This is a genomic window from Variovorax sp. KBW07, from assembly GCF_003852515.1.
Taxonomy (GTDB): domain Bacteria; phylum Pseudomonadota; class Gammaproteobacteria; order Burkholderiales; family Burkholderiaceae_C; genus Variovorax.
This window is the reverse complement of the sequence record NZ_QAJK01000037.1, coordinates 1-23081: the sequence shown is the minus strand read 5'-3', so window position 1 is coordinate 23081 and position 23081 is coordinate 1. Positions and strand designations below refer to the sequence as shown.

The 23081-nt window shown below is 65.7% G+C and carries 22 protein-coding genes and 2 tRNA genes; 8 read left to right on the top strand and 16 right to left on the bottom strand.

All coding sequences use genetic code 11. The features are described from left to right. Positions 1–39 precede the first annotated feature (39 nt). Positions 40–1026 (top strand): NADPH:quinone oxidoreductase family protein, encoded by a 987-nt coding sequence (locus DBV14_RS08070; protein WP_124458669.1) that lies wholly within the window; start codon positions 40–42, stop codon positions 1024–1026. Between the two features lie 98 nt (positions 1027–1124). Here the strand turns inward: DBV14_RS08070 and DBV14_RS08065 are convergent, their stop codons facing one another. From DBV14_RS08065 to DBV14_RS08055, 3 genes are all read right to left on the bottom strand, one after another. Beyond that, positions 1125–1469 (bottom strand): H-NS family nucleoid-associated regulatory protein, encoded by a 345-nt coding sequence (locus tag DBV14_RS08065; protein ID WP_124458668.1) that lies wholly within the window; start codon positions 1467–1469, stop codon positions 1125–1127. 274 nt (positions 1470–1743) lie between these two features. Continuing rightward, positions 1744–1819 (bottom strand) — tRNA-His (locus DBV14_RS08060). An 84-nt stretch (positions 1820–1903) separates the two neighbouring features. Then, positions 1904–2581, bottom strand: coding sequence for a YbhB/YbcL family Raf kinase inhibitor-like protein (locus tag DBV14_RS08055; RefSeq protein WP_260396874.1), 678 nt, complete (start codon positions 2579–2581; stop codon positions 1904–1906). A 156-nt stretch (positions 2582–2737) separates the two neighbouring features. On the opposite strand from DBV14_RS08055, the gene DBV14_RS08050 reads away from it, so the two are divergent. Further along, positions 2738–2986, top strand: a complete 249-nt coding sequence (locus DBV14_RS08050; RefSeq protein WP_185545963.1) for a GlsB/YeaQ/YmgE family stress response membrane protein — start codon at positions 2738–2740, stop codon at positions 2984–2986. A 29-nt stretch (positions 2987–3015) separates the two neighbouring features. Continuing rightward, on the top strand, positions 3016–3348 hold the full coding sequence (locus DBV14_RS08045; protein WP_124458666.1) for a hypothetical protein: 333 nt from the start codon (positions 3016–3018) through the stop codon (positions 3346–3348). A 63-nt stretch (positions 3349–3411) separates the two neighbouring features. Here the strand turns inward: DBV14_RS08045 and DBV14_RS08040 are convergent, their stop codons facing one another. From DBV14_RS08040 to DBV14_RS08015, 6 genes are all read right to left on the bottom strand, one after another. Beyond that, positions 3412–4086, bottom strand: coding sequence for a histidine phosphatase family protein (locus tag DBV14_RS08040; RefSeq protein WP_124458665.1), 675 nt, complete (start codon positions 4084–4086; stop codon positions 3412–3414). A 147-nt stretch (positions 4087–4233) separates the two neighbouring features. Then, positions 4234–6150 carry a SurA N-terminal domain-containing protein gene (locus DBV14_RS08035; RefSeq protein WP_124458664.1) on the bottom strand — a complete coding sequence of 639 codons (1917 nt, stop codon included), beginning with the start codon at positions 6148–6150 and terminating at the stop codon, positions 4234–4236. Between the two features lie 75 nt (positions 6151–6225). Further along, positions 6226–6301: transfer RNA gene (locus DBV14_RS08030), tRNA-Val, on the bottom strand. A 29-nt stretch (positions 6302–6330) separates the two neighbouring features. Further along, positions 6331–6603: an HU family DNA-binding protein gene (locus DBV14_RS08025; protein ID WP_007830705.1), complete on the bottom strand. Its 273-nt coding sequence runs from the start codon at positions 6601–6603 to the stop codon at positions 6331–6333. Between the two features lie 210 nt (positions 6604–6813). After that, positions 6814–7899 (bottom strand): tartrate dehydrogenase, encoded by a 1086-nt coding sequence (locus DBV14_RS08020; protein WP_124458663.1) that lies wholly within the window; start codon positions 7897–7899, stop codon positions 6814–6816. After that, the gene (locus tag DBV14_RS08015) at positions 7896–8831 is read right to left on the bottom strand and encodes an alpha/beta fold hydrolase (RefSeq protein WP_124458662.1); all 936 of its coding nucleotides are present in this window, start codon (positions 8829–8831) and stop codon (positions 7896–7898) included. The genes DBV14_RS08020 and DBV14_RS08015 overlap by 4 nt, the downstream gene beginning before the upstream one ends. 70 nt (positions 8832–8901) lie before the next feature. Between DBV14_RS08015 and DBV14_RS08010 the strand changes: the two genes are divergently transcribed. Then, positions 8902–9861 (top strand): LysR family transcriptional regulator, encoded by a 960-nt coding sequence (locus DBV14_RS08010; protein ID WP_124458661.1) that lies wholly within the window; start codon positions 8902–8904, stop codon positions 9859–9861. Positions 9862–9882: 21 nt separating this feature from the next. Here the strand turns inward: DBV14_RS08010 and DBV14_RS08005 are convergent, their stop codons facing one another. From DBV14_RS08005 to uvrC, 3 genes are all read right to left on the bottom strand, one after another. Continuing rightward, on the bottom strand, positions 9883–10770 hold the full coding sequence (locus DBV14_RS08005; RefSeq protein WP_124458660.1) for a DMT family transporter: 888 nt from the start codon (positions 10768–10770) through the stop codon (positions 9883–9885). After that, on the bottom strand, positions 10767–11333 hold the full coding sequence (gene pgsA / locus DBV14_RS08000) for a CDP-diacylglycerol--glycerol-3-phosphate 3-phosphatidyltransferase (protein WP_013540407.1): 567 nt from the start codon (positions 11331–11333) through the stop codon (positions 10767–10769). Before pgsA ends, DBV14_RS08005 begins: the two co-directional genes overlap by 4 nt. Before the next feature lie 98 nt (positions 11334–11431). Next, the gene (gene uvrC, locus DBV14_RS07995) at positions 11432–13423 is read right to left on the bottom strand and encodes an excinuclease ABC subunit UvrC (protein WP_124458659.1); all 1992 of its coding nucleotides are present in this window, start codon (positions 13421–13423) and stop codon (positions 11432–11434) included. 146 nt (positions 13424–13569) lie between these two features. Between uvrC and ggt the strand changes: the two genes are divergently transcribed. After that, positions 13570–15645, top strand: coding sequence for a gamma-glutamyltransferase (gene ggt, locus DBV14_RS07990; RefSeq protein WP_260396873.1), 2076 nt, complete (start codon positions 13570–13572; stop codon positions 15643–15645). 92 nt (positions 15646–15737) lie between these two features. Here ggt and DBV14_RS07985 read toward each other — a convergent pair whose 3' ends face one another. Continuing rightward, a complete protein-coding gene (locus DBV14_RS07985) occupies positions 15738–17195 on the bottom strand; it encodes a M20/M25/M40 family metallo-hydrolase (RefSeq protein WP_124458658.1) in 1458 nt (485 codons plus the stop codon). An 86-nt stretch (positions 17196–17281) separates the two neighbouring features. Between DBV14_RS07985 and earP the strand changes: the two genes are divergently transcribed. The 3 genes from earP to DBV14_RS07970 all read left to right on the top strand — a co-directional run bounded on the left by earP (position 17282) and on the right by DBV14_RS07970 (position 20108). Beyond that, positions 17282–18382, top strand: a complete 1101-nt coding sequence (gene earP / locus DBV14_RS07980) for an elongation factor P maturation arginine rhamnosyltransferase EarP (RefSeq protein WP_124458657.1) — start codon at positions 17282–17284, stop codon at positions 18380–18382. A 174-nt stretch (positions 18383–18556) separates the two neighbouring features. Then, a complete protein-coding gene (efp, locus tag DBV14_RS07975; RefSeq protein ID WP_093011949.1) occupies positions 18557–19111 on the top strand; it encodes an elongation factor P in 555 nt (184 codons plus the stop codon). 133 nt (positions 19112–19244) lie between these two features. Further along, positions 19245–20108 (top strand): TIGR00730 family Rossman fold protein, encoded by an 864-nt coding sequence (locus tag DBV14_RS07970; RefSeq protein ID WP_124458656.1) that lies wholly within the window; start codon positions 19245–19247, stop codon positions 20106–20108. 12 nt (positions 20109–20120) lie between these two features. Here the strand turns inward: DBV14_RS07970 and DBV14_RS07965 are convergent, their stop codons facing one another. From DBV14_RS07965 to DBV14_RS07955, 3 genes are all read right to left on the bottom strand, one after another. Then, complete coding sequence (locus DBV14_RS07965; RefSeq protein WP_124458655.1) at positions 20121–20813, bottom strand: TetR/AcrR family transcriptional regulator; 693 nt, start codon at positions 20811–20813, stop codon at positions 20121–20123. A gap of 19 nt (positions 20814–20832) precedes the next feature. After that, on the bottom strand, positions 20833–21288 hold the full coding sequence (locus DBV14_RS07960) for a hypothetical protein (protein WP_124458654.1): 456 nt from the start codon (positions 21286–21288) through the stop codon (positions 20833–20835). Between the two features lie 82 nt (positions 21289–21370). Further along, a complete protein-coding gene (locus tag DBV14_RS07955) occupies positions 21371–22900 on the bottom strand; it encodes an MFS transporter (protein WP_124458653.1) in 1530 nt (509 codons plus the stop codon). Positions 22901–23081: the final 181 nt, after the last annotated feature.

The following is a 23081-nucleotide window of genomic DNA, read 5'->3' as shown; positions in this document are numbered from 1 at the left end:
TCATTGCCCCAACATTACCCACCCGAAGGAGACCCGAGCATGCACGCATGGCTTTGCGAAAACCCCATTGGCGTCGACGCGCTGACCTGGAAGGAACTGCCGACACCGACCCCGGGCCCGGGCCAGGTGCTGATCGAAATCAAGGCGGCCAGCCTGAATTTCCCCGATCTGCTGATCGTGCAGAACAAATACCAGATGAAGCCGCCCCTGCCCTTCGTGCCGGGGTCGGAATATGCAGGCGTCGTGCAGGCTGTCGGTGAAGGCGTCACGCACCTGAAGGTCGGGCAGAACGTCGCCTGCCTGTCGGGCACCGGCGGCTTCGGCACCCATACGCTGGCGCCCGCCGCGCTATGCATGCCGCTGCCCGAAGGCTTCGGCCACGTCGATGCGGCGGCATTCATCATGATTTATGCCACCTCATGGCACGCGCTGATGGACCGCGCCCAGCTCAAGGCCGGGGAAACCGTGCTGGTGCTCGGCGCGGCCGGCGGCGTGGGCACCGCAGCCATCCAGATCGCCAAGGCGGCGGGCGCCAAGGTCATTGCGGCAGCCTCCACCGATGACAAATGTGAACTCTGCCGCTCCATTGGCGCCGACGCCACCATCAACTACACGACACACGCGCTGCCCAATGGTTTCCGCGATGCGATCAAAGCCGCGACCGATGGCAAGGGCCCGGATGTGATTTACGACCCCGTCGGCGGAGATTTCGCCGAGCCGGCTTTTCGCTCCATTGGCTGGCGTGGTCGCTATTTGGTGGTGGGTTTTGCGTCGGGCCCGATTCCATCGCTTCCATTGAATCTGACGCTGCTGAAAGGCGCGTCGCTGGTCGGCGTGTTCTGGGGCGATTTCGCCAAGCGTGAACCCAAGGCCAATGCACAGATGATGGCCGAATTGGCCCAGTGGTACGGCCAGGGAAAGATCAAGCCGGTGATCGACAGCACCATGCCGATGGCCGAATTGAAAGCCGCGTATGCCCACATGGGTTCGCGCGGCGTCAAAGGAAAACTCGTCATGGTGAACTGAGCGCGCCGCGCCTCATCGCCCAATAAAAAAGCCCGCATGCGCGGGCTTTTTTATTGGGCTTGAGCCCTGTTCTGTTCGAGGCACTGACTTGCTTCTTCTTACTTGATCTCGTAATCGGAAAGCGACTTGCCTGCTGCCAGCGCTTCGGTCACCCAGCGCGGCTTGCGGCCACGGCCACCCGACCAGGTTTCGCCCGTCGGGCCGCGGTACTTGGGCGCTGCCTTGACCGGCGCGGCGCCAGCACTGCGTTTCACGGCGCCTGCGCGGCCGGTGAGTTTCAGATCGGAAGCCGTCAGACCGAATTCGGCGATCTTCTTGCGCAACTCTTCGATCACGCCCGCGCGTTCATGGTTGCGCAGGTCTTCAGCCTGCTTGCGCAATTGCGCGATCTGCTCATCGTGCTTCTTGATCTGGGAATTGATATCGGCGAGGGTCGAAGCCATTGTTGGACTCCAGAAATTGAAAACGAGCGGATTTTAATTCAGTTTACATTTGCCACAAGCACGTCACCCAGAGAAAAAACGGATGTTCATTGGATTAATGCAACAGCACGCAACGCAAAGCGCACCAGTTTGGGCATTTATATAGAGCGGCGTGAAGGGGAAGAGAAGACGCGGCGCACGGGCAAAAAGCGGTGGCCGGAAATGACAACGCCGGGACTGGCCCGGCGGTGTAATCCTTTGAATGCTATTGAGCAATAGCGCAAAGGAGATATTTTGGGGTGGCTGATGGGACTCGAACCCACGACGACCAGAATCACAATCTGGGACTCTACCAGCTGAGCTACAGCCACCGCAGAGCCCACGATTGTAGCGTCAAAAATCGCGCTTTTGACGATTGCAATCCATCGCGGGGCCTGAAAGCCACATTTTCTTTATCAGCCTGCCACCAACGGACCGGTTGGAGCCACGCCGTCCTGGAGCTTGATCGACCCGTCCGCCCTTTCGCAGGTTCCGATCAGCAGCCCGCTGGCGATGGCGTGTTCACCCAGTGCCTCGAAGATCTCGTCGCGGCCGGGCGTTTCGGAAAACTCCGGAATGCTGCCGAGCGCGAACAGCTGGAATGCGTAGCGGTGCGTTCCATGGCCCGGCGGCGGATCGGGCGGCAACCAGGCCGCCTGCAAAGCCGAGTTGCGCCCGACGTGCAGGCCGATGCCTTCACTGTCCTGGCTTGGAATGGCCGCCTCGGCCAAGAAGCCGCTCTGTGCGTCCAGGCCCACCACGATGGCATGTACCAGCGGATTCGGCGTTGGCGAGTCGGCGTCTTCGACGATCAGCAGCAACGACGCCGTGCCGGCCGGCAACCCGGTCCACTGCAATGGCGGCGAGAGGCCTTCGCCATCGGCCGTGTAGCGCGCCGGCATCGGTGCATGGTCTGCAAAGGCGACGCTGGTGAGCGTGACGGAGGCCATGCCTTGCCGCATGCCCAGGGTGTTGAAAACGATGTGGTCCAGGCCGGCCCGCACACCCTGCAGTGCGTGACCGATGACTTCAGGCAATTTTTCCAGCATGCGCCGGTATACCCGCCCGCCGCACGCCATCTTGTAGGACGCCACGCGCCCTCTTCGTCACGGCGCCGGGCAAAAATTCTCGCTCGCATCTTCGATCTGCATCGTCGATGCCTGCGTCTACAAGGCTCCGCTATCATGGCCGCGACCCGTGCGGACGGGCACGGCTTTTTGCCACTTCCACCTCACCAAAGGAATTTCTTCATGAGCATCGTCTGGACTATTCTGATCGGTTTCGTCGTGGGTCTGGTGGCACGCGCCGTCAAGCCGGGCGACGATTCCGCAGGCTTCATCGTGACCACCGTGATCGGCATCGCAGGCTCGCTGATCGTGACCTACGCCGGCCAGGCACTGGGCTGGTACAGCGCCGGCCAGGGTGCGGGCTTCATTGCTTCGGTGCTGGGCGCCATCGTGCTGCTGATCCTCTACGGCCTGATCAAGCGCAAGAGCTGATACCCATGCGGCCGCAAGGCCGCCAAACCATGCCCCGCAAGCCACGCGCCAGGCACCACGTCTACGTGGTCGAGCTCGACGATCGCGTGTGGAACAGCAGCCGCTTCAGGCGCGCCAATCCCGACTACCAGCTCGGCAAGCCCTTCGTCTATGTGGGCATGACCGGGCTGGACCCCGACATCCGCTTCGACAAGCACAAGGCCGGAATCCAGGCCAACAGCTTCGTGCAGGAATTCGGCTTGCGATTGCTGCCCGCCCTCTACGAACGCTACAACCCCATGCCTTATGACGACGCCCGCCTGATGGAGGTCGACCTTGGCATCGCATTGCGCAAGGCAGGCTACGGCGTCTGGCAGGCCTAGCCGCCGCGGCGCTGCAATCGCGTTGCCAGTCAGTGCCTCGGCGCGTCAGCACGCGCCCATTCCTCAGGAATAGGTGACCCAGTCTTCATAGGCCGGACCGTCCAGGTGCGGCAAGGTGTTGTAGGTCACCAGCATGTGCCGCTTGGGCGTGAAGGCAAATTCCGTCACCGACGTGTTGCGGATGCGCAGGTTGAGCTCGATCGTCGTCTCCGCACTCGTTCCCAGCACGTGGCCGACCGCCGTGCTGATGGGGCCGCCGCTCGACACCACCAGCACCTTCGCGCCGTGATGCCGGTCGCGCACGTGGTCAAGCGCCGTCGTCACGCCCGCCAGAAAATCGACGTAGCTGGGCATTCCGACTGGCTGCGTCTTGCCCTGCATCCAGGCACCCAGTCCTTCGCGCAGCAGGCGGAAATGATGGCGGTACATCTCCGGTGAATCGGGCTTCTCGAGCTTGCCCTGGTGGATCGTGGCGATCACCGCTTCGCTGTCGTATTCGTTGAGGCCGGGCCACGGCAGCACGTCGTCGCGCTCGAGCCCCAGGCCCTTTGCAATGCCCTCCCATGTCTGGCGATGGCGCTTCAGGGTGCCAGTGATGACGGCATCGAACACCATGCCGCGCTCACGCCAGTATTCACCCAGGCGAACAGACTGCCGGTGTCCGAGTTCGCTCAGGTTGTCATAGTCGGCAGCACCAAAACTGGCCTGCCCGTGGCGCACGAGGTAGAGGGTTCCCATGTCCGGGATTCTGGCAAGAAGCGCAGGCGCCGCTTGTCCCTCGTGCGACCAGTTCGATCAACCGGCCCCTGAAACGAAAAAGCCCGAACCATCGGCTCGGGCTTTTTCGTTGGCTTGCGAGAAGCCTTCTATCTGTTTGCCAACTGATCAGCGACCTGCCGCACCAGGCAGCGTGTCCGCCGGCTTCGGCACAAGGATCTCGGCCTTGAAGCGATCCTTCAGCATGGTGTAGTAAGCGGCATCTTCGGCAGCGGCCACGGACTGGCCGACCTGCGCGTTTTCCTGCTGCGCGAGTTCAGGGGTCGGCGGCGTGCGCGGAACCACCTTGAGCACGCGCACCACGGCATAGCCTTGCGCACCGAGGTCCACGCCCACCAGCACGGGCAGCTTGGCGGCGTCGGCACGCAACGCGGCGTCGATCACCGGCAGCGGCTGGGACTGCGCTTCGCGGCGCGACACCGTGACCGGCGCAGCGAAGGTGGCACCGTCGGCCTTGGCGGTCCATGCCGCGAGCTTGGCTTCGCCTTCGGTCTTTGCGAGCACCGCGGCGCGCTCGTTCACGAGCTGCGCGCGAATGCGCTCCTTGACTTCGGCCAACGGCACCGGGTGCGCCGCCGTGTACTGCGTCACGCGGCCCGATGCCAGCTGGCTGGAACCGACTTCGATGGCTTCGGTGTTCTGCTTGCGGTCCAGCGAATCGGCCGCGAACAGCGCGCTCAGGAAGTTGCGGCTGGCCAGCGGACCAGTGGCGCCGGGCACGGGCGTGCGCCCCACATTGTTGGCCGTCTGGATCGTGAGCTTGAGCTTCTCGGCAGCGGGCTTGAGGCTGTCGGGCGTCTGGTAGACCGCGTCGGTGAACGTCTCGGCGGCCTTCGCGAATTCCTGCGTGGCCCGCTGGGCGCGGTATTGATTTTCGAGGGTGGTACGCACCTGTTCGAAAGGCGGCACCACGGCCGGCTTGATGTCGGTCAGTTGAATGATGTGGTAGCCGAATTCGGTTTCGACGATGCCGCTGATGTCGCCCTTCTTGAGCGCGAACATCGCGTCTTCGAAAGGCTTGACCATCGCGCCGCGCGTGACGAAATCGAGGTCGCCGCCCTTCTCGGCCGAGCCGGGGTCTTGCGAATTCTTGCGCGCCACGTCGGCGAAGGTGTTCGGCGCCTTCTTCACCTCGGCCAGCAGTTGCTCCGCCTTGGCCTTGGCCTTTTCGCGGTCGCCCGAAGACATGGTGCTCGGCGCGGTGATCAGGATGTGGCTTGCGCGGCGTTCTTCCTTCGTGCCGAAGCTCGCCTTGTTCTCTTCGTAGTAGGTCTTCAGGTCGGCGTCGTTGACGACGATGTTCTTCTTGGCCGTTTCAAGGTCGAGCACCAGGTATTCGATGCTCGCCTGCTCCGGCGCCTGGAACTGCGCCGTGTGGGCCTTGTAGTAGGCCTCGATGTCGGCGTCGCTCACGGTCACCTTCGACGCGAAGCTGTCGGGGCTGAAGCGGGCCACCTGGATCTGGCGCGTGTCGTAAAAGGCGTTGATCGTGGTGGCGGCCAGTGCCGGCGGCGTGAAGGTCGTGCCCGAGACGCCCAGCAGCACCTGCTGCGTTGCCATCTCGGAGCGCACGCCCGCTTCGTACTGCTCGGGGGTGCGGCCGGTCACACGCTGGAAGCTCTCGCGGTCGAACTTGCCATCGGGCGTGCGGAAAGCGGCCAGGCCCGTGTCTTGCGCAAAGATGCGCGACAGGCGCTCTTCGGACACCGTCATGTTCGCCTTGGCGGCGGCGGCGGCCAGCACGCGGTCGCGCACCATGCGTTCCAGCGTGGCATAGCGCAGGGCGTCCGATTCGAGCACCGTCGGATCGACGTTGGGCGACTGCTGGCGGATGCGGTCCGTCTCGACGCGGTGCTGCGCATCCCACTCGGGCTTCGTGATGTTGTGGCCGTCGACGCGGGCCACCTTCTCGTCGTTGCCGGAGCCCTGGTAGCGCTCGACACCGAAGAGCACGAACGAGGGAATGATCAGCAAGAACAAGAAAATCATGACGATCTTGTTGTACTTGCGGAAGAAATCAAACATGCTTGAACACTCTTTTCGACGGCTGTCGGACGGCAATAAAAAAGGCGAACTGGTGTTCGCCTTTGCATCGGGTGGTGGTGGGTGCTGAGGGGCTCGAACCCCCGACCTACGCCTTGTAAGGGCGCCGCTCTACCAACTGAGCTAAGCACCCCACCGGGAATACTCTCCGAGTCTAACGTCTTAGTTGAGGGCGTCCTTCAACGCCTTGCCTGGACGGAACTTCGGGATCTTGGCTGCCTTGATTTTAATCGCGTCGCCGGTGCGCGGATTGCGGCCCGTACGGGCGGCACGTTTACCTACTGCGAAAGTACCGAAACCGACGAGCGAAACGGAGCCGCCCTTCTTGAGCGTGGTGCGAATGGCGCCAATGGTGGATTCGAGCGCACGCGTGGCTGCAGCTTTGGAAATATCGGCGTTTTTTGCGATGTGCTCAATCAGTTCGGTCTTGTTCACAAGGGCCCCTTGTAGAAAAAAAGTTGGTCGGCTTCCGTCAGCTGCGACTTGGCCGCAAACGGTGCGACTCAAGAGCCTGGCAGGGCTGACGCCTCGGCAGCGCACTGCCAGCGAGGATTACAACCACTGGTCTGCAGGGTGTCAATAAGACACGAGGCCTTGCAGATCAGCGGAGCGCGCGATTTTAGGGGCGTTTGACGACCGGACTTTTCAAAGCGCCTCGGCGATTGCCTTGCCAAGGTCGGAGGTGCTTGCGGTCCCACCGATATCCGGGGTGCGGGGTGCGCCGCTTTGGGGCGCGAGCACCTTTTCGATGGTCGACAGGATCGCGTCATGGGCCTGCTTGTGGCCCAGGAACTCCAGCATCATGGCGCCGCACCAGATCTGCCCGATCGGGTTGGCGATGCCCTTGCCGGCGATGTCGGGGGCCGAGCCGTGCACCGGCTCGAACAGCGAAGGCGTGGTGCGCTCGGGGTTGAGGTTGGCGCTCGGCGCGATGCCGATGGTGCCGGTGCAGGCTGGGCCCAGGTCCGACAGGATGTCGCCGAACAGGTTGCTCGCCACCACCACGTCGAAGAAGTCGGGGCGTTGCACGAAGTGCGCCGTAAGGATGTCGATGTGGAACTTGTCGAGCTTCACGCCCGCGTAGCTCTTGGCCATTTCGGCCACGCGCTCGTCCCAGTAGGGCATGGTGATCGAGATGCCGTTCGACTTGGTGGCGCTGGTCAGGTGCTTCTTGGGCCGCGACTGCGCGAGCTCGAAGGCGAACTTCAGCACGCGGTCGACGCCAATGCGCGACATCACGGTTTCCTGCACCACGATCTCGCGCGGCGTGCCTTCGTACATGCGCCCGCCGATGCTCGAGTATTCGCCCTCGGTGTTCTCGCGCACGATGTACATGTCGATCTCGCCGGGCTGGCGCGGCGTGCCGTCGCGCCGCACCACGGGCGCGACGATGCCGGGCATCAGGCGCGCGGGACGCAGGTTGATGTACTGGTCGAACTCGCGGCGGAACAGCAGCAGCGAGCCCCACAGCGACACGTGGTCGGGAATCTTCTCTGGCCAGCCGACCGCGCCGAAGAAGATGGCGTCGTGGCCGCCGATCTGGTCCTTCCAGTTGTCGGGCAGCATCTTGCCGTGCTTCTCGCAGTAGTCCCAGCTCGAAAAATCGAAGTGGTCGAACTTCAGGTCGATGTTGAACTTGCGCGCAGCGGCTTCGAGCACGCGCAGGCCCTCGGGCGTGGTTTCCTTGCCGATGCCGTCGCCGGCGATGACTGCAATTCTCTGGGTGCTCATGGTGTGGCTCCGGGTTGTCCTGCGGGGTGTGGAAGAGAGGAAGAAGAGGAAGAAAAGAAAGCGAGCGCCTCGGCGAGCAGTTCGACCGGGGCTTCTTCGGGCACATAGTGGCCGCAAGGCAGCGCATGGCCCGACACATCGGCCGCGCGCTCACGCCACAGCGCCAGCACGTCGAAGGCCTTGCCGACCGCACCGTGCTCGCCCCACAGCACGCGCAGCGGCTGCACGAGCTGCCGGCCGGCGGCAATGTCGACGCGGTCGTGCGCCAGGTCGATGGTGGCAGAGGCGCGGTAGTCCTCGCAGATGGATTCGGCCGTGCCCGGAATGCCGGCACAGCGCTCGTACTCGGCCAGCACCTCGGGCGCGAAAGGCGCCAGGCCCGCATGGCGCCCGCCCATCACGCTGCGCACATAGCGCACCGGGTCGGAGGCGATCAGCGCCTCGGGCAACGGCGGCGGCTGGATCAGGAAGAACCAGTGCCAGTAAGCCTTGGCAAATGCCTCGGAAGTGTTCTCGTACATGGCGAGCGTGGGCGCGATGTCGAGCAGCAGCATGCGCTCGACCGCTGCCGGATGGTCCGCCGCCAGCCGGTGCGCCACGCGCGCGCCGCGGTCATGCGCCAGCACGCCGAAACGCTCGAAGCCGTGGTGCTGCATTGCAGCGAGCGCGTCGCGCGCCATTTCGCGCTTGCTGTACGCCAGATGATCGGCATCGGCTTGCGGCCGGCCCGAATCGCCATAGCCCCGAAGGTCCACCGCGACCACGGTGAAGCGCTCGGCCAGCGCCGGCGCCACGCGGTGCCAGATCGCATGCGTCTGCGGATGCCCATGCAACAGCAGCAAGGGCGCGCCGCGACCGCCGATACGGCCATGAATACGCACGCCGTTGCGCTCGATGTCGAAGGTGGGAAAAGCAAGAAATGAGGCAGTCACGCGGCGATTGTGCGTTGCGCCCCTTCGATCATCAAGCAACAATCAACCAATTCATACTTTCCAATATGGCATGAATTCTCCGTCGATGGACCGTGGCGACCTGGCGCTGGTGCTGGCCATTCGCGACCAGGGCAGCCTGGCCGGCGCGGCCGCCACGCTCGATGTCGTGCCCTCGGTCATCACCAAGCGGCTCGGCGCGCTCGAAGCCCGGCTGGGACAGCGCCTGTTCGACCGCACCACGCGGCGGCTCAGCGTCACCTCCGAAGGCGAGGCGGTCTGCCTGCATGCGCGAACTTTGCTCGATGGTTTTGCCGCGCTCGAAAGCGAACTCGGAGAACGCCAGAACGAGTTGGTCGGCACGATCCGCCTGGCCGCGACCTTCGGCTTCGGCCGTCGCTGGCTCGGGCCGGCACTGGCCGCATTCCAGTCGCAGCACCCCGCCCTGCAGATCGAGCTGACGCTGACCGAACAGTTGCCCGACCTCGGCGCCGAAGGCTACGACGGCGCGCTCTGGCTGTGGGCCGTGCAGCAGCGCCGCGCGGCCGATTGGGTCACGCGGCGCATCGCGCGCAACCAGCGCGTGCTGGCCGCCTCGCCCGACTATCTGCAGCGCCGTGGTACGCCGGCCACGGTCGACGCACTGGCCTTGCACGACGGCCTGGTCGCGCGCGAGAACGGCGACGCCAGCCAGCGCCAGTACGCGCTCTGGACGCTGCGCCACGCGCGCGACGGCAGCACGGCGCGCGTGCGGGTGCAAGGGCCGCTGACCAGCAACTCGGGAGAAATGGTGCGCGACTGGTGCCTGGCCGGCCACGGGATCATGTTGCGCAGCCTCTGGGACATCGCACCGCAGTTGGCCAGCGGCGAACTGGTGCGCGTGTTGCCGCAGTACGCCATGCCCGATGCCGACATCCACTGGGTCGCACCCTGGCGCCCGCGGACACCGCGCCGCGTGCGGCTGCTGGTCGATCACCTGGCGGAGCAGTTTCGTGGAGAGCCCTGGAAGCCGGGCAAGGCCGGCACGCGCTGAAAGCCCGGTGGCCGCTGTCGCTCAGCGCTCGCCGCGCACCACGAGGCTCACGCCAACGGCGGTCAGCCCGATGCCCAGCAGCGTCACCAGCGTGATCGGCTCGGCGAACAGCAACCAGGCCATGACCGCCGTGCAGGGCGGCACGAGGTACAGCAAGCTGGTGACGGCCGTGGCCGTGCCGCGCTGGATCAACATATAGAGCAGCGAGCTGCCGCCCAGCGACAGCGCCAGCACCGACCAGGCCATCGCACCGCCCGATTGCAGGTTCCACTCGATGCCCTGCGACTCCATCGCCGCGAACGGCAGAGTGACCAGCAATGCAGCCGCCATCTGCACCGCGCTCGCGCTGCGCACGTCGCAAGGCGCGACAAAGCGCTTCTGGTACAGCGTGCCCGCGGTGATCGACAGCAGCGCCATCACCGCGAGCCCCATGGTCAACAGGTTGACCTCGGTGCCCTGCCCCAGCTTGCGCGACACCACCAGCACCAGCCCCGCGAAGCCCAGCGCCAGCCCGGCCCACTGACGCCCGGCAATGCGGCCGCCGTTGAAAGACATCCACACCGCGGTCAGCACTGGTTGAATGCCGACCAGCAGCGCCACCAGTCCAGCCCCCATGCCCGCGTGCACGGCCGCCCAGACACCGCCCAGGTAGCCGGCCTGCATGAGCACACCGGTTACGGCCAGGTGCCCCCACTGCACACGCTCCTTCGGCCAGGCGACACGCGCCAGTGCAACCCAGATGCCAAAGCACACGAGCGACAGCGCATAGCGCACGGCCAGGAACTTGAGAGGTGGCGCATAGGGCATGCCATAGCGCGCGACGATGAAACCCGTGCTCCAGATCAGCACGAAGATCCCCGGCATCGCCCGCAGCCAGCCTGCGTTGCGGGCCGAGGCGGCCGCCGTCATTTGGAGTGGGCCCGGATCTCGGGAATGGCCTTCTGCAGGTAATAGACCATCGACCAGACGGTAAGCACCGCCGAGATCCAGATCAGCCACTGGCCCCACAGGCCGGTGTCGATCACCTTGAACAGGTGCCCGTCATAGAGCAGGAAGGGAATGGCGACCATCTGCACGGTGGTCTTGACCTTGCCGATCATGTGGACCGCCACGCTCTTGCCGGCCCCGATGCGCGCCATCCATTCGCGCAGCGCCGAGATGGCGATCTCGCGGCCGATGATGATGAGCGCCACGAACACGTCGGCACGCTGCAGGTGCACCAGCACCAGCAGCGCGGCGCACACCAGGAACTTGTCGGCCACCGGATCGAGGAAGGCGCCGAAGGACGAGGTCTGGTTGAGCTTGCGCGCCAGGTAGCCGTCGAGCCAGTCGGTGGCGGCGAAAACGATGAACATGACCGTGGCGATCAAATTGCGCATCGGCTCGGCCATCGGCAGGTAGAACACGCCGACGATCAAAGGGATCGCGACGATGCGCGTCCAGGTCATGATGGTCGGTAGGGTCCAGAACATCGCTTGATTGTGTCATGGTGGGAGTACCCCCCAGGGCCTGCTTATTTGAAGCGGCCATCGGGTGTCTCCCGCACGCCAGTCTCCCGGAATCTCAGGCCTCAGTGCAGCGCCTTGTAGATTTCCTCGGCCAGGTCCGTGGCAATGCCTTCGACCGACGCGATGTCTTCCACGCTCGCCGCCGCCACGCCGCGGATGCCGCCGAAGCGCTGGAGCAGCCGGGCACGGCGCTTCGGACCGATGCCCGGAATGTCTTCGAGCTGGCTGCCGCCCACGCGCACCTTGGCGCGCTTGGCGCGCATGCCGGTGATGGCGAAGCGGTGCGCCTCGTCGCGGATCTGCGCGACCAGCATCAGCGCGGCCGAGTCCTTGCCCAGGTAGACCTTCTCGCGGCCGTCGGCGAACACCAGCTCCTCGAGCCCGACCTTGCGGCCCTCGCCTTTCTCGACGCCGACGATCAGCGACAGCGCCAGGCCCAGTTCGCCGAACACTTCGCGCGCCATCGACACCTGCCCCTTGCCGCCGTCCACCAGCACCAGGTCGGGCATGCGCGCGGCCTTGGTCTTGGGTGGCGCATCGCTGCCCACGCCTTCGGCATCGCCCACGGGCGGCGCGTCGGTTTCGGCGGCCAGCACCTCGGCCAGCTTGCCGTAGCGCCGCAGCAGCACCTGGCGCATGGCGGCGTAGTCGTCGCCGGGCGTGATGCCTTCGATGTTGTAGCGGCGGTATTCGCGGTTCTGCATCGCGTGGTGCTCGAACACCACGCACGACGCCTGCGTGGCCTCGCCTGCGGTGTGCGAAATGTCGAAGCACTCGATGCGGAAGTTGTCGAGGTCGTCGGGCGCCAGCTCGAGCGCGTCGGCCAGCGCCCGGGTGCGCGCCTGTTGCGAGCCTTCTTCGGCCAGCAGCCGGGCCAGTTGCAGGCCGGCATTGGTCTCGGCCATTTCGAGCCAGTGCCGGCGCTGCTCGCGCGGCTGGAACACAGCGGTCACGCGCGAGCCCGCCTGCACTGAAATGGCCTCGATCAGTTCGCGGCCCACGAGATGGCTCAGCACCAGCGTCGATGGCACGGGCACGTCGATGTAGTGCTGGGCGATGAAGGCCTCGAGCACCTGCACCTCGATCGAATCGGCCACGGCGGGGCCGGTGTTCCCCTCACCGGCTTCGCCCTCGCCCTCGCCTTCTTCGTCGTCCAGTTCGCCATGATGGATCTGCGTCGCATCGTCCACGTGCACGGGAAAGTAAGGCCGGTCGCCCAGGTGGCGGCCGCCACGCACCATCGCCAGGTTCACGCAGGCCTTGCCGCCCTGCACCTTGACCGCAAGGATGTCGACGTCCTTGTCCGACGCGATCTCGATCGACTGCTGGTGCAGCACGCGCGAGATGGCCGACATCTGGTTGCGCAGCTCGGCCGCCTGCTCGAACTCGAGCTTCTCGGCGTGCGTGGTCATGCGCTGTTCGAGCTTGGACAGCACCAGTTGCGTGTCGCCCATCAGGAAGGCTTCGGCGCTGGCCACGTCCTGTGCGTAGGCCTCGGGCGCGATGTAGCCGACGCAGGGCCCGCTGCATCGCTTGATCTGGTACAGCAGGCAGGGCCGCGTGCGGTTGGCGTACACCGTGTCTTCGCAGGTGCGCAGGCGAAACACTTTCTGCAGCAGCAGGATCGACTCCTTCACCGCCCAGGCGCTCGGGTACGGCCCGAAGTAGCGGTGCTTCTTGTCGACCGCGCCCCGGTAGTAGGCCAGTCGCGGAAACGCGTGCGACGCGATCTTCAGGTAGGGGTAGCTCTTGTCGTCGCGGAACAGGATGTTGTAGCGCGGCTTGAGCGTCTTGATCAGGTTGTTTTCAAGCAGCAGCGCCTCGGCCTCGGAGCGCACCACGGTGGTCTCCATGCGCACGATCTTCGAGATCATGTGACCGATGCGGGTGCCCCCGTGACTCTTCTGGAAGTAGTTGGCAACCCGCTTCTTGAGGTTGCGCGCCTTGCCCACATAGAGCACCGCGCCGGCCGCGTCGAAATAGCGGTAGACGCCCGGCAGTTGCGGCAGGGCCGCGACTTCGCTGAGCAGTTGATCGGAATGCACGTCTGACATGGCGGCTATTGTGGCGCGCGGCGCGGCACCCGGCCGCGACACCCGCGCAAACCCCGACAGAGGGTGGAACGGAATGTGCTGAAGATGGCAACGGGCGCGAGGAGCGCCCGTTGTCTTTCAAACACAGATATCAGGGAAAACTCTCCATGCAGAAAAACTCCGCCCGCGTGTGGCTGGCGCTGACACCCCTCGCGCTCTCGTTGACCATGGCCGGCTGCGGTGGCGGCGCCAACAACGACGCACGCGATGCCGCGGCGCTGCTCGCGACCATCGCCGCGATCAATGCGGCCAACCAGCCCCCACCACCCGCCGCCGACAACGGTTGCCAGATACCGACCACCAGCGCGTCCGTGGTCGTCGGCTCCGGTGATCCGGGCGATCCGGCCGCGCCGGAGCCGGCTTCGGGCTACGTGCCCGGCCACAAGCTGGTCTACGCCAAGAACTACATGGTGGTGGCGAACCACCCACTGGCCACGCGTGCCGGCTGCGACGTCCTCAAGGCCGGCGGCAGCGCCGTCGACGCGGCGGTGGCGGTGCAAGCGGTGCTCGGCCTGGTCGAGCCGCAATCGAGCGGACTGGGTGGCGGCGCCTTCATGCTCCATTACGACGCCGCGACCAAGAAAGTGCAGGCCTACGACGGCCGCGAGACCGCGCCCGCCGCGGCCACCGAGAACTACCTGCTCTACGTGGACGATGTCAGCGACAAGACGTCGCCCAAACCAACGTCGCCGCGACAGGCCAGCGGCCGCGCCATTGGCACGCCGGGTGCGGTACGCATGCTCGACCTGGCCTACCAGGACCACGGCAAGCTGCCCTGGAAAGACCTGTTCGGCTACGGCATCAAGCTGGCCTCCGACGGCTTTCCGATCGGCGGGCGCATGGCAACCGCCATTGCCACGTCCGAAGCCAACCTGAAGCGCGATGCCGAAGCCACTGCCTATTTCTTCAACGCCGACGGCACGCCCAAGGCACTGGGCACCAGGCTCACGAACCCGGCCTATGCCAGGACGCTGAGCACCATCGCCACGCAGGGCGCCGACGCCTTCTACACGGGCGAAATCGCCAAGGGCATCGTCGCCAAGATCGGCGTCACCGCCGCCGTCGACGGCTCGGCCATCACCCCCGGCAAGACCACGCTGACCGACATGGCCAACTACAAGGCCAAGCGCCGCGCCCCGGTGTGCGGCACCTACCGCGACTACCACGTGTGCAGCATGTCTCCGCCGTCCTCTGGCGGCATCGCGGTAGTGGCGACCCTGGGCATCCTGGAGACCTTCAACCTGGGCCTGTACAAGCCGACCGCCATCGACCTTGAAGGCGGCAAGCCGACCGTGATGGGCGTGCATCTGGTGAGCGAGGCCGAGCGCCTGGCCTACGCCGACCGCGACAAGTACGTGGCCGACACCGACTTCGTTCCCCTGCCCGGCGGAAGCCCGGACTCGCTGATCAACAAGCCCTACCTGCAAGGCCGCGCCAGCCTCATCAGCCTGACGAAGAGCATGGGCCTGGCCGAGGCCGGCAACCTGGGCGACGTGCCGCTGGGCATCGACAAGACTGAAGAGCACGGCACCACGCACTTCACCATCGTCGACAAGCAAGGCAACGTGGTCGTGATGACGACGACGGTGGAGGCCAGCATGGGTTCGTTCCACATGACGCAGGGGTTCCTGCTGAACAACCAATTGACCGACTTTGCGCGCGACCCCATCGACACCTCGGTGACTCCGAACGTCAAGTTCGCCAACCGTGTCGCCCCTGGCAAGCGCCCACGCAGCACGATGGCGCCGACGCTGGTGTTCAAGAAGAACGCCGATGGCAGCATGGGCGAGTTCGTGATGGGCACCGGCTCGCCGGGTGGCGGCACGATCATCCAGTACGTGGTGAAGACGCTGGTCGGTGCGCTCGACTGGGGCCTCGATGCCCAGCAAGCCACGTCGCTGGTCGACTTCGGCGCCTCCAACAGCAAGCCGACGCCCACCTCCACCGCCTCGATGACCAACGTGGGCGGCGAGCATCCGAGCATCGATGCGACCAACGGAGGCGCCAACGATCCGCTGGTGAAGGGGCTGATCGCACTGGGTCACACAGTGGTGTCGGTAACTCCGCAATCGAGTGGCGTGAGCACCATCATCCGTACCAACGTGGGCGGCAAACCGGTGTTGACCGGCGGCGCGGACCCGCGCCGTGAAGGCATCGTGCTGGGCGACACCTTCACGCCTTGAGACCCGCAGGGCCGGCGCCGGCCCTGCCTTTCTTCTTCAGCGCCGCACGAACGCCCCGACAGCCGGGCCGACGAAAAAAGGCCCAAGCGCGCTTACTTCGCCAGCTCCGACACCAGCCGATACAGGAACTCGCGCCCGTCGTACAGGCGCTGGATCTCGATGCGCTCGTCGAGCCCGTGGGCGCGCGCATCCGCCGGCTCCAGGAACATGCCGGTCACGCCGTACATCGGAATGCCGGCGTTGCGCATGAAGCGGCTGTCGGTGGCGCCGGTGCTCATGGCCGGCACCACGGGCACGCCGGGCCACATCTGCTGGGTGAGCGTTTCCACCGTCTTCACGAGGTCGCCATTGAGCGGCGACGCCGGGCTGCGCAGCGGCCGGCCGACATTGCGCACCACGATCTTGTCGTTGCCGACCGCCTGGGTCAGCAGGCGCTCGACCTCGTCCGGGTCGTCGTGCGGCAGGATGCGGCAGTTGACCGTGGCCTTGGCCGATTGCGGCAGCGCGTTCTCGGCGTGGCCGGCCTGCACCATCGTCGCCACGCAGGTGGTGCGGAACTGGGCGTTGTAGGCCGGGTTGGCCGACATGCGCTCGATCACCGAGGGGTCGGGATTGCCGGCGCCCACGGCGCGCATGTCGTCGGCCAGCTGCCCGGTGGCAAAGGGCGCGCTGCGCGCGAAGTAGGTCTTGGTGACGTCCGCCAGCTTGACCGGAAAAGCAAAGTTTCCCAGCCGCTCCAGCCCCGCCGACAGCGCGTAGATCGGGTTGTTCTTGGTCGGCACCGAGCTGTGCCCGCCCACGTCGCGCGCTTCGAGCATGTAGGTGGTGTACATCTTCTCGGCCACCTGCATGCGGTGCAGGTTCGGCTTGCCGCCGCGCAGCTCGCCACCGCCGCCTTCGTTGATGCCGAACTCGGCCTGCAGCAGCTCGGGCTTGTTGTTGATGAGCCAGAAGGCGCCGTTGCTGAGCGCGTCGCCGCGCTCTTCGTCCGCGGTCAGCGCCAGGATGATGTCGCGCTTGGGCTTGAAGCCCTCCTGCTTCAGCTGCCCGACCACCGAGACCAGCGCCGAGGCCATGGCCTTGTCGTCGATGGAGCCGCGTGCCGTGAAGTAGCCGCCGGTTTCCTGCAGCTTGAAGGGGTCGGTCTTCCAGTCTTCGCGCCGGGCCTCGACCACGTCGATGTGGGCCAGCAGAAGCAGCGGCTTCTTGCTGCCGTCGCCCTTGAAGCGCAGCACCAGGTTGCCCTTCTTCGGGAAGGGCTCGAAGATCTGGATGTCGCCGGGCGCAAAGCCCGATTCGATCAGGCGCTTTTCCATGGCGCGCGCGGCCACGGTGTTGTCGCCCACCGAATGGGTGGTGTTGATCTCGACCAGCTCTTTGTAGATGTCGTGAAAGCGCTGCTGCTGCGGCGTCAGTTGCGCAGCCTGCGCCTGTTGCGCCAACGCACCGGTGCTTGCTCCGGCCAGGCCGGCCAAGGCCAGCGACAGGGCGAGCACGGTTCTCGCGGAACGAAAGGAAAACGGCGAACGGCGGCGGGTCTGCATCCTCATGGTCTCTCTCTCCGGTGGTTGTTGTGGCGTCCAGCATAGCAAGTGCCCCGGCCTGCGGGACGCCGAAGACGGGCACACTCGCGGCCATGCAATGGGACATCTTCTGCAAAGTCATCGACAACCACGGCGATCTCGGCGTGTGCTGGCGGCTGGCCTGCCAACTGGCCGCCTCCGGCGAGCGCGCGCGCCTGTGGATCGACGACGCGACGGCCCTGAACTGGATGGCGCCCACGGGCTGCGATGGCGTGCGCGTGATCGACTGGTGCGACCCCGTGGCAGTCCAGCGCGCTGCGGCCGAGCCGGCGCCCGACGTGCTGATCGAGGCCTTCGGCTGCGAGCCGGCGCCGGAGCTGATCGCGAAGTTCGCCGAAGCGGCCGCTGCCGGCAACGCACCGCAGCGGGCGTGGATCAACCTCGAATACCTGTCGGCCGAACCGTATGTCGAGCGGCTGCACCGGCTGCCGTCGCCGGTGTTCAAGGGGCCGGGCGTCGGGCTGACCAAGCGGTTTTTCTACCCCGGTTTCACGCCCGCCACCGGTGGCTTGTTGCGCGAGCCCGACCTGGCGCAGCGGCAAGCGCTTTTCGACCGCGCCCGGTGGCTCCAGGCAAAGCAGATTCCATGGCAAGAGGGCGAGCGCCTCGTCTCGCTCTTCTGTTACGAGCCCCCTGCGTTGGCGGCGCTGCTCGAACAACTGGCGGCAGGCCCCACGCCAACGCGGCTGCTCGTCACCGCGGGCCGCGCGACCCGGGCCGTCGAAGCCTGCATTTCAAATGGAAAGACGGCGACACCAACGTCCAGTGGTCTTGGTGCGCTATCAATTTCATACCTACCCTACCTCACGCAGCCGGATTTCGACCATCTGCTATGGGCCTGCGACCTTAATTTCGTGCGGGGAGAAGACTCGCTGGTGCGCGCCCACTGGGCCGGCGCGCCGCTGGTCTGGCAGATCTATCCGCAGGACGACGACGCGCACCACACCAAGCTCGGTGCCTGGCTCGACTGGCTCGGCGCCCCGCCCTCGCTCCGGCTTTTTCACCACGCCTGGAACGGCCAGGGCGACACCCCCCTCCCCCCGCTGGAAACGCAAGGCCCGTGGCGCGAAACCGCCCTGGCCGCGCGCGAGCGGTTGCGCGCACAGGACGATTTGCTCGCGCAACTGCGGCATCTGGTCGCCGGAAAAAGCTAAAATAGCGGGCTTTGCGGATTTCGGCCCGGGTCGTCAGGACCCGAGATGCTCTCCGCCAAACCTGCCGCGGGACCTGTACCGCGGGGCCAGACACACCGGCAAGAACGTTTCGAACGTCGCCAAGCGTCGCTGAAGGCCCCGTGCACCGAGCGGCCAACATCCAGAGAACCTGTTATGAAAATCGCTCAAGAAATCCGCGCCGGCAACGTCATCATGCACGGCAAGGACCCCATGGTCGTCCTCAAGACCGAATACAGCCGCGGCGGCCGCAACTCCGCCACCGTGCGCATGAAGCTCAAGAGCTTGATCGCCAACTTCAACACCGAAGTGGTGTTCAAGGCCGACGACAAGATCGACCAGATCGTGCTCGACAAGAAGGAGTGCACCTACTCCTACTTCGCCGACCCGATGTACGTCTGCATGGACACCGAGTACAACCAGTACGAAGTCGAAGCCGAAAACATGGGCGACGCCCTGAACTACCTCGAAGACGGCATGGCTGTCGAAGTGGTGTTCTACGACGGCAAGGCCATCTCGGTCGAACTGCCCACCAGCGTCGAGCGCGAAATCACCTGGACCGAGCCGGCCGTCAAGGGCGACACTTCGGGCAAGGTCATGAAGCCCGCCAAGATCGCCACCGGTTTCGAAATCGGCGTGCCGCTCTTCGTTGCGCAAGGCGACAAGATCGAAATCGACACGCGCACCGGCGAATACCGCAAACGCGTCTGAGCCTTCATCGGCTTGCCGGCTCACCGGCCGACCACCACCCCGAAAGGCTCCGCAAGGAGCCTTTTTTGTTTGTCGGGCATGCGGGTTGCAACGCTGCACAATCGCACAACAAGTCCTTCTGTCTGGTCTCTTCATGAACAACACGCACGATCTTCACGACAAACGCCTTGCCGACGCATGGGCCACGCTCCGCGCGCATTCCGACAAGGGCCTTCCGCTCGACCCCGATCCCTCGCGCATCGCCTTCGCCGACCCCGAGTTCCTGCTGCGCCGCGAAACGCGCGGCATCCGCATGCAGCTGGAGCTGATGAAGCCCGACCTGGAGCAGCGCGAGCACGGCATCGAGAACACCGTGGTGGTTTTCGGCAGCGCCCGCTTTCGCAGCGAGGAAGACGCCGCCGCACAGATCGCGCAGGCCGAAGCTGCCGGCGACACGGTGGCGGCCGAGCGTTGGCGCCGGCTGGCGCGCAGTTCGCACTACTACGAAAAGGCCCGCGCCTTCGGCAAGCTCGTTGCGCAATACAGCAACGGCAAGGAGCCGCAAGACAAGCTCTTCGTGTGCACCGGCGGCGGCCCCGGCATCATGCAGGCGGCCAACCGCGGCGCGCACGAAGGCGGCGGCCTCTCGGTCGGCCTGGCCATCGCGTTGCCGATGGAAGAAGAAGCCAACCCGTACGTCACGCCGGCGCTGAGCTTCAAGTTCCACTACTTCGCCATCCGCAAGATGCACTTCATGATGCGTGCGAAGGCGCTGGTGGCGTTCCCGGGCGGCTTCGGCACGCTCGACGAACTGTTCGAGGTGATCACGCTGGTGCAGACCAAGAAGTCGAAGCCGGTGCCGATCGTGCTGTTCGGCTCGGACTACTGGAAAAAGCTGATCGACTTCGACTTCCTGGTCGAAGAAGGCGTGATCTCCCCAGGCGACGTGAAGCTGTTCGAGTACGTCGACGCGCCGGACGACGCGTGGGACGCCATCAAGCGCTTCTACAAGCTCTGAGCTGACTCAGGCTCAGTCGTCGCTGTCGTCCACGTCCGGGCGCAGCGCCTGCTCGAAGAAGCGCGTGAGCGCGCGGGCACGCCGGCGGCGGTCGGCCACCGGGTCGCCGGCCGGCCCCATGGCCACCGCATCGTCGGCCACGCCGTGCAGCGCATTGAAAAGAATCACGGCCGTCAGCGTGGCGTCTTCCACTTCCCAGATGCCCGCGGCATCGCCCCGCTTCAACAGCCCCACGAGCTGCGTGATGACCGCGTTGTCGTTGCGCATGCGCCGGTCTTCGGGCCGGTATTCGTGGAAAACCACGTCGTGCAACGCGACGTTGTCCAGGTAGGTCTCCAGCCCCGTTTCCACCCAGGCCTTCAGGCGGGCGCGATGGTTGTCGGCGCGGTGCCGGTCCATCGCGTCCTGCAGCCGCGTGCAGAAGGTGTCGACGAAGCGCTGCTGCAGCGCACCGAGCATCGCTTCCTTCGAAGGAAAGTACAGGTAGAAGGTGCCCTTGGCCACCTGTGCGCCGGCCGCGATGTCGTCGATGCTGGTGGTGGCGATGCCCTTCTCGATGAAGAGCCGCTCAGCGGCATCCATCAGCGCGGCCGCGCGGGTTTCGGGGGCCTTGGTGCGGCGGCGCGGCGCGGCCTCGCCACCGGCCGGATCGGAAAGATCGGGAGAGGAAGAAGGAGGCATCGTGACCGGACCGCTTTTTGCCATGGCTTGCTTCAGGTTTTCATCAAGTGGTCGCGGCCGCTGCGCGGGCGGCACCGATGGCCGCGCGCACGGCGGCCAGGTCGAAACTCAGGCCGCGCGGCGTCATCACACGCTCGCCCAGCCACACCAGTGCATCGTCGGCATCGGCAAAGGTGCTGGCGGGCACGCCGAAGAGTTTCTCGACATTCATCTTGCGGATTTTCTCGTACTGGTCGGCGGGCACCACGCTCGCCATGCCCATCATATGGCGGCGGATATCGGCGCCGCGCTCCTGCAGCCATTGCTTGGCGCTCTGGGCGCTGCCTTCGGGGTGGACCAGCGCATCGGCATCGGCGAACACGCGCAACGATGCGAAAGGCTCGCCGCGGTCGAGCCAGCGGTTCCAGTCTTCGGTGAAGGCCTCCATGCTTTCGAGCGTCTGCAATCCACTGGAGACGCTGATGACGAGGGGCCACTGACTGAGTTCGTGATGGATCATGGAAAACTCCTTGGTGAAAATCGAATGAGGCCGCGCGCGAAGGCGCACCGGCACGAGCGCGGCGGGCATGGATGCAAGGTCCTCAGGCGCGAACGGGCAGCGCGGCGGCGCGGGGCCTGACGCTCAGCAGCAGCCCGGCCGCCAGCAGGCCGGACAAGCCGGCGAAAGCCATCGCGACGTGGAAGCCGCCGGCCAATGCGCTGGTCACGAGGCGATGCGCCGTGTCCGCATCGAGCGAAGCCAGTGCCCCCAGGTCGTGCCGGGAGATGGCTGCCACCGCCGCCTGTTGCGCATCGCGCAGACCGGCGCGTTCGAGCGCATCGGCAAGCAGCCACGTGGCGCGCGTGCTCATCAGCGTGCCGAGCAGCGCAATGCCGATCAGCATGCCGGCCTGGCGCAGCGCATTCATGGTGGCCGACGCCATGCCCGAACGCTGCGCGGGCACCGAAGCCATGACGGCCGTGCTGGTGGCCGGCACCGCGAGGCCGGAGCCCGCGCCGAGGAACACGAACAGCAGCGCCAGCAGTGCATAGGGCGTGTCGGCGGAGAACAGCGTGAGCAGCAGCATCGACGCGCCGATGAGGCCGTAGCCCGCAATCATCAGCGTGTGCACTTCGAAGTGCCGCGCTAGGCGGCCGAACTGCGAGGCCACGATGCCGGTCGCAACGAACTGCGGCACCAGCCGCCAGCCGGTGTCGCTGGCCGACCAGCCCTGCACCTGCTGCAGGAACAGCGAGAAGAAGAACAGGCTGGCGTACGACGAGAACCCGAGCACGAACGACGCGAAATTGGTCACCGAGAAACGGGCATCGCGGAACAGCGCGAGCGGCAGCAGCGGCCGTTCGACGCGCGCCTCCACCATCAGGAACAGCGCGAGCCCGACGACGGCGGCAACCAGCGCGGTGGCGGCAGGCATCGAACCCCAGCCGTACTCGCCCGCGGCAATCAGCCCATAGGTGAGCGCGCCGAGCCACAGCACGCTGAGCACCTGCCCCACCGGGTCGAGCGCGGCATGCTCGGGGTGCGAGGTTTCCTGGATGCCCCAGAGCCCGAGCCCCACGGTCAGCAGGCCGATCGGCAGGTTGATGAGAAAGATGCTCTGCCAGCCCGCATGGTCGACCAGCAACCCGCCGAGCATGGGCCCGAGGATGAGCGACAGCGCGGTGAACGACGACCAGCCGCCGATCACCTTGGCCCGGCTCGCGGGCTCAGGAAACGCATGCGCCAGCAGCGACAGCGCGCCGGGAATCATCAACGCGCCGGCCACGCCCTGCACGGCGCGCCCGGCCAGCAAGGTGGAGAGGCTGCCGGCCAGCGCGCACATGGCGGAGCCGATGGTGAACACGATGACGCCGGACAGCCATGCGCGCTTGCGGCCGTAGCGGTCGCCGAGCGGGCCGGCTGAGAGCATGAACGCGGAGAGGCAGAGCGCGTAGATGTCGATGACCCATTGCAGGCCGGCGAGGTCGGTGGACAGTGCGCGCTGAAGGGTAGGGAGCGCGACGTTGACGATGCTGACATCGAGCGTGGCGATGAAGCTGCCGAGGTACACGGCCGCCACGAGCGCGAGACGGCGGCGTGGGTCGGTCGACGGCTGAACAAGGGAGTCCATGGACGCCTTCGGGTCGTTGAAGAAGGTGTCGATACTGACTTTGGGTCAGTTAAATGTCAACTAAATGAGAATTACTCTTATTTGCGACGTGGGCTTCGTGCTGTCTTCATGTCGGTTTTTCGCGGGTGTGTTTTGGGTGCTCTTCTTCGGAGCTTTTGGCGGTTTTGGCGCTGTCGTTCAG